This is a genomic window from Anaerotalea alkaliphila (assembly GCF_010179735.1).
Taxonomy (GTDB): Bacteria; Bacillota; Clostridia; order Lachnospirales; family Vallitaleaceae; genus Anaerotalea; species Anaerotalea alkaliphila.
Map to the genome: position 1 here is coordinate 1 of NZ_JAAEEH010000063.1, position 6852 is coordinate 6852.

3 protein-coding genes are annotated in these 6852 nt (G+C 57.4%); all 3 read right to left on the reverse strand.

Features of this window, described 5'->3' with window-relative positions; genetic code table 11:
* Positions 1 to 378 precede the first annotated feature (378 nt).
* On the reverse strand, positions 379 to 1854 hold the full coding sequence (locus GXN74_RS13775) for a glutamate synthase subunit beta (protein WP_162371519.1): 1476 nt from the start codon (positions 1852 to 1854) through the stop codon (positions 379 to 381).
* Positions 1855 to 1865: 11 nt separating this feature from the next.
* The gene (gene gltB / locus GXN74_RS13780) at positions 1866 to 6398 is read right to left on the reverse strand and encodes a glutamate synthase large subunit (protein WP_162371520.1); all 4533 of its coding nucleotides are present in this window, start codon (positions 6396 to 6398) and stop codon (positions 1866 to 1868) included.
* A 174-nt stretch (positions 6399 to 6572) separates the two neighbouring features.
* Positions 6573 to 6852, reverse strand: a 280-nt coding sequence (locus GXN74_RS14345) for a hypothetical protein (RefSeq protein WP_212505826.1), incomplete at its 5' end; no start/stop codon positions are given.

The following is a 6852-nucleotide window of genomic DNA, read 5'->3' on the forward strand; positions in this document are numbered from 1 at the left end:
ATCAGGTGAATTTCACCTTAGCCATCTTCATTTGCCGTGAATACATAAGCAATAATAGAAAGTTGAAACCACCTGATATAGAGCAGCTACTCCAAAGAAATATTCTACCGGTTAGACCTGGACGTCATGACCCTAGGAAAGTCAACGTTCAAAAACCTGTAAGTTTCTTATATCGAGTAGCATAAGCCACTTCAATTGTATATGTAAAGTGGGCAGATGGCAATCTGTCTGTTTGTCATGTATAAAATTATATTCCGAGTCATAAAAAAGAATCCTGAAGAAAAAACGCATATGCTTCTTCTCAGAATTCTTTTTTGCTGCCATTAACTTAATGACATTGACCGAAAGGTCTGTTTTTTCTTGCCTCCAACCGGTCCGTCATTCGACTTCCCGCAGGGAGCTGCGCAGCCAGGTGCTGCCCATCAGGTACTCGTCCACATGCTTGGCGAGACGTCGTCCCTCTGCGATGGCGTGCACCACCAGGGATTGGCCCCGGCGCATGTCCCCTGCGCAGAAGATGGAGGGGACGCTGGTCATGTTTTTGGAATCGGTCTTGACGTTGCCGCGCTGGTCGTATTCCACGCCCAGGTCATCCAGCATGCCGTGATGTTCCGGATGCAGGAAGCCCATGGCGAAAAGAACCAGGTCGCAATCGATGGAGAACTCGCTTCCCGGAATTTCGTTCATCTGCATCCTTCCGTCCGGACCCGCGGACCAGTCCAGACGCACGCAGTCCAGTCGGGTGACCTGTCCGTCCTTGCCGTCAAAGGATTTCGTTCCGATGGCATAGTTCCGGACATCCTTGTCCAATACCGCCATGGCCTCCTCGTGGGAAGAGGAGGTCCTCAGGATCATGGGGAAAACCGGCCAAGGCTGGTTTGCGGGGCGCTCCACGGAAGGCATGGGGAGCAGCTCCAGCTGGGTCACGTCCAGGGCACCCTGCCGCAGGGAGGTGCCGATACAGTCGGAACCGGTGTCCCCGCCGCCGATGACGACAACGCGCTTGCCCTTTGCGCTGATCATCTGGTCCTCGGGAACCGGAATGCTTGCGTTCTGCTTGTTTGCCTGGGGCAGGAAATCCATGGCGAAATGGATGCCGTCAAACTCCCGCCCGCTGATCATCAGGTCCCGGGGCTGTGTGGAGCCTCCTGTCAGGCAGATTGCGTCGTATTCGTTTTTCAGCGCGTGGACCGAAACGTCCACACCGATGTTGGTGTTGGTCTTGAAGACCACCCCTTCAGCCGCCATCTGATCCACCCGGCGCTGTACGTAGCTTTTTGGAAGCTTGTAGTCTGGAATGCCGAAACGCATGCATCCCCCGGCGGCTTCCGCGCGCTCGTACACGGTCACGTCGTGTCCCACACGGGCCAACTGTTGGGCGGCAGCCATTCCCGCAGGTCCGGACCCCACGACGGCAATCCGCTTTCCGGTCTTGACTGCCGGCGGCTGGGGAACGATCCAGCCTTCCTCCCAGCCTTTTTCCGCGATGGCCAGTTCGATGTGCTCGATGGTGATGGGGTCCTTGATCAGGCCCAGCACACATCCGCCCTCGCAAAGGGCCGGACAAATCTTTCCTGTGAATTCGGGGAAGTTGTTGGTCAGATGAAGGATATCCAAAGCCTTTTTCCATTGGCCGTTGTACACCAGGTCATTGAAGTCGGGAATGATGTTTCCAAGGGGGCAATTGTTGCTGCAGAAAGGGATTCCGCAATCCATGCAGCGGGCAGCCTGGACCTTCATGCCGGCCTCATCCAGAGGGATGAAGATGTCGTCATAGTTGCCTACGCGCTCTTTTGCCGGCTTATAGCTTCCGTTGTTCCGCTCGTATTCCATGAATCCTGTAAGTTTACCCATTACGACACCTCCTAGTTGCCTGCCGCCGCAGCGGCAGTTTTTTGAATGGAAAGGACCCTTCTGTATGCAGGCGCGATGACTTTCACGAAACGTCCCAGCTGGTTCTGGAAATCATCCAGAATTCCCTGGGCCTTGCTGCTGCCTGTATAACGGACATGCCGCTCGATCAGGGACCGCAGCAGTACGATGTCCTCCAGATCGGCAACCGGTTCCGTCTCCACGATGTCATAGTTGCAATGCTTGCTTTCGAAATCGCCGGCCTCGTCATAGACGAAGGCCATGCCGCCGCTCATGCCCGCACCGAAGTTCCTGCCGGTCCGGCCCAGGATGACGGCAACGCCGCCGGTCATGTATTCGCAGCCATGGTCGCCCAGGCCTTCCACAACCGCCGTGGCGCCGGAATTCCGCACGGCGAAACGCTCCCCTGCGATGCCGCGGATATAGACTTCTCCGCTGGTGGCTCCATACAGCAGGGTGTTGCCCACGATGATGTTGTCTTCAGGCACATAGGTGGCGTTCCTGGAAGGATACACGATGATCTTTCCGCCGGAAAGTCCTTTGCCCATGTAGTCGTTGCAATCCCCCTCCAGTTCAAAAGTGATGCCCTTGGAGAGGAAGCAGCCGAAGCTCTGGCCGCCGCTGCCGTTGAACTTGTTCCAGATGGTGTCTTCGGGAAGGTGTTTGCCTTCGGTAACCCGGGCGGTCTCCCCGGCCAGCATGGTGCCCACGGTGCGGTTGATGTTGCGGACGGAATAGGTGTTACTGACCGCCTTCCCTTCGTGGAGGGCGGGGGCCGCGTCCTGGATCATCTGCCGGTCCAGGATGTCCTCCAGGCCGTGCTCCTGGCTCTTGACGCAGCGGGGCTGGATCCTGCTGGGCAGCTCCGGCTTGTGGAGGATGGCGCTGAAATCGATGTTCTGCGCCTTCCAGTGCAGGATGTCCGTGTTCGGTTCCAGCACGTCCACACGACCCACCATTTCATCCAAGGTCCTGAAGCCCAGGGCGGCCATATGCTCCCGTAATTCGGAAGCGATGAAGCGGAAGAAGTTGATCACATGCTCCGGTTTGCCCGGGAAGAACTTGCGCAGTTCAGGATCCTGGGTGGCAACGCCGACAGGACAGGTGTTGTTCTGGCACTTCCGCATCATGATGCATCCGCTGACCACCAGGGCGGTGGTCGCAAAGCCGAACTCTTCCGCACCCAGCAGGGCCGCGATTGCCACATCCCTGCCGCTCTTCAGCTGCCCGTCCGTCTGGACCACGATGCGGCTGCGCAGGTCGTTGAGGAGGAGGGTCTGCTGGGTTTCCGCCAGACCCAACTCCCAGGGGAGGCCGGTGTATTTGATGGAGCTGATGGGTGCGGCTCCGGTTCCGCCGTCGTGCCCTGAAATCAGGACCACGTCCGCATGGGCCTTGGATACGCCAGCGGCGATGGTGCCCACGCCGACTTCGGACACCAGCTTCACGTTGATCCTGGCCTTTTCGTTCACGTTCTTCAGGTCGTAGATCAGCTGGGCCAGGTCCTCGATGGAGTAGATGTCGTGGTGGGGAGGAGGGGAAATCAGGTCGATGCCGGGAGTGGAATGGCGCACCTTGGCGATGTCCTCGGAAACCTTGTCTCCGGGAAGGTGTCCGCCTTCCCCGGGCTTGGCGCCTTGGGCCATCTTGATCTGCAGCTCGCTGCAGTTCACCAGGTAGTCGGTGGTGACGCCGAACCGGGCGGAGGCAACCTGCTTGATTTCGCTCCGTTTGGAAGCGTCCTTCAGGCGTTCCAGGTCTTCGCCGCCTTCTCCGGAGTTCGATTTTCCGCCGATGGCGTTCATGGCCATGGCAAGGTTCTCATGGGCTTCCTTGCTGATGGAGCCAAAGGACATGGCTCCTGTGGCGAAGCGTTTGAAGATGCTTTCTGCCGGTTCCACCTCTTCCAGGGGAATGGATTCCCTTTCCTTGAACTTCAGCAGGCCGCGGATGGTGTTGAGCCTCTTGGCCTGGTTGTCGATCAGGGCGGTGTACTCCTTGAACAGCTTGTAGTCGCCGGTGCGGCAGCTCTGCTGCAGCTTGGCGATGGTCTCGGGATTGAACAGGTGGTCCTCGGAGTTGGTCCTCCACTGGTGGCTTCCACCTTCCTCCAATCCGTTGTAGGGGTTGCGCAGGGTATTGAAGGCATAGGAATGCCGCAGGGCTGTTTCCTTGGCGATCACGTCCAAATCGATGCCTTCGATCCTGGAGGAGGTGCCGGGGAAATAGGTGCGCACCACATCCGAGGAAATGCCCACAGCCTCGAATATCTGGGCGCCGTGATAGCTTTGGAGGGTGCCGATGCCCATCTTGGAGAATGTCTTCAAGAGGCCGTCCGCAAGGGCTTTCTTGTAGTTGGCGTGGGCCTTTTCCGGCGTGCAGCTGCCGTTGTCGATGTAGAGTCCCGTGCTGACAAGCTGGTGCAGACTGTCGAAGGCGATATAGGGGTTTATGGCGTCGGCGCCGTAGCCGATCAGCAGGGCCATCTGCATGACGTCCCTAGCGTCGCCCGTCTCGACCACCAGGTCCACCTTGGTGCGCAGCTTCTCCCGGATCAGGTGGTGATGGACGCTGGCCACCGTAAGCAGGGAGGGGATGGGGGCGTTGTACTTGTCCACTCCCCGGTCGGAAAGGATCAGGATGTTGTAGCCCTCGGCGATGGCGTCCGTCACGTGGCGGTTCAGGTGTTCCAGGGCTTCCCGAAGGCCTTCCCCTCCCTCGTCAACCGGGAAAAGGGCGGGGATCTTCACGGAACGGAAATCCTTCTGGTCGATGTGCACCAGCTTCTCGAAGGAACCGTTGTCCAGGATGGGATGCGCCAATTCGATGAAGTTCACGTCTTTGGTTTCGTCAAGATCCTCCAGCAGGCTGCCCCTGTCCCCCAGAAGCTTCAGGTTGGACATGACCAGACGCTCCCGGATGGGGTCGATTGGCGGGTTCGTCACCTGGGCGAAGAGCTGCTTGAAGTAGTTGTAGAGCAACTGGGGCTTTTCGGAAAGGATGGCCAAGGCGGCATCGTTTCCCATGGATACGATGGGTTCCTTGCCGGTCATGGCCTGGGGGGCCAGCACCTTTTTCAGCTCCTCTTCCGTATATCCGAACACCTTCTGGAGTTCCAGGAGGCGGTGCGCGCCGAGAGGGGTGATCTCGTGGGGGACGGGGAGCTCCTCCAACAGGATCTTGTTCCGCAAGATCCAATCCTTGTAAGGCTTCTGGGTGGCCAGGGTATTCTTGACCTCTTCATCGGAAATGATCCGGCCTTGGGCGGTATCGATCAGGAACATGCGTCCCGGTTGCAACCGTCCCTTCAGGACGATCCTTTCATCTTCAAAAGGAAGGACGCCGGTCTCGGATGCCATGACGACCAGGTCGTCGCTGGTGACCAGATAACGGGCAGGACGCAGTCCGTTCCTGTCCAGGGTGGCTCCAATCTGCACACCGTCTGTAAAGGCTACGGCCGCAGGTCCGTCCCAGGGCTCCATCAGGCCGGCATGGTATTCGTAGAACGCCTTCTTCTCCTCGCTCATGTTCTCGTGGGCCTGCCAGGCTTCCGGAATCAACATGGAAACCGCATGGGCCAGGGACTTTCCGCTGGCGAGCAGCAGTTCCAGCGCGTTGTCCAGGCTTGCGGAGTCGGAGGCGTCCGGATCCATCAGGGGGAAGAGCTTGCTGATTTCATCACCGAAGACTTCGGAAGACAGGACGCCTTCCCTTGCGTTCATCCAGTTCACATTTCCGCGCAGGGTGTTGATCTCCCCGTTGTGCGCCAGGTAGCGGAAGGGCTGGGCGAGGTCCCAGGAGGGGAAGGTGTTGGTGCTGTACCGCTGGTGTACCAATGCCAGGGCGCTGACCATGTCCGGATCCCGCAGGTCTGGGAAGAAGTCGGGTATCTGGTGGGCCAGCAGCTGTCCCTTGTAGATCATGGTCTTGGAGGACAAGCTGCAGATGTAGAAGGCCTCCGTGTATTGGCGGTTTGCCTCCCGAATCGCCTTTTCCACCTGCTTCCGGACGATGTAAAGCTTGCGCTCGAAATCATCCGCATGGACGGCACCCCTGCCGACGAACACCTGGTGGACAACGGGCCGCGTGCCGCTGGCGGTCAGGCCGCATGCCTTCTCGTTGATGGGGATGTTCCTCCATCCGATGAGGGAAAGGCCTTCCTGTTCCAGGACGCGCTCAAAAACACCCTCGCAAAAGAAACGGGCGTTGGGTTCCTGGGGCAGGAATATCATACCTACACCGTAATCTCCCGCTTCCGGCAGGGCCATGCCCAATTCGGACGCCTTCTTGGACAAGAAGGCATGGGGAACCTGGATCAGGATGCCGGCGCCATCCCCTGTGTCCGGATCGGCGCCTACGGCACCACGGTGGGTCAAGTTGACGAGGACCTGCAGGCCTTGTTCGATGATGGCATGGGACTGCAATCCCTTCATATGGGCGACAAAACCAACGCCACAGCTGTCCTTTTCCGATTGGGGGTCGTACAAGCCTTGCTTGGGTGGCAATCCATGTATGGTATGCGTCATTGCTTTACCTCCTTGTGTGCGGTTGTGATTGATTGTCTTAAAGTATAGCATAGGGAATCTGTCAATGCAAGAATCAATATCGTCAACTTCATTAAAAAAACGGGAGAAAAAAGGGAAAACACCTGGCGAATCAGGCGCAAAGCCGCTGGACAACTGGATTCTAAAGAAGTGTTATCAAAAAGGAACACGCAAAGGGATAATCGGCAGAAAGTGTGTAAAAAATGAAAATAAATAAAACAAAAATTGCAAATCGCTTGTTTTAGAGGTTCCTGCAGGTACGCAGACTTGCGGCCGGTTGCGGAGGAATGCAAGGGGCGGGAAAGTAAGTGTGTCAAGCGTTTTTGAAAATGTCCCGAAAAACTTATAACATAGGCACCAGCTATTGCTGGTGCTTTTTTGGTCTTGGGCGTGATGCAAGGGAGCGGCATTTATTCCACGGACCTGTTTACAGCGA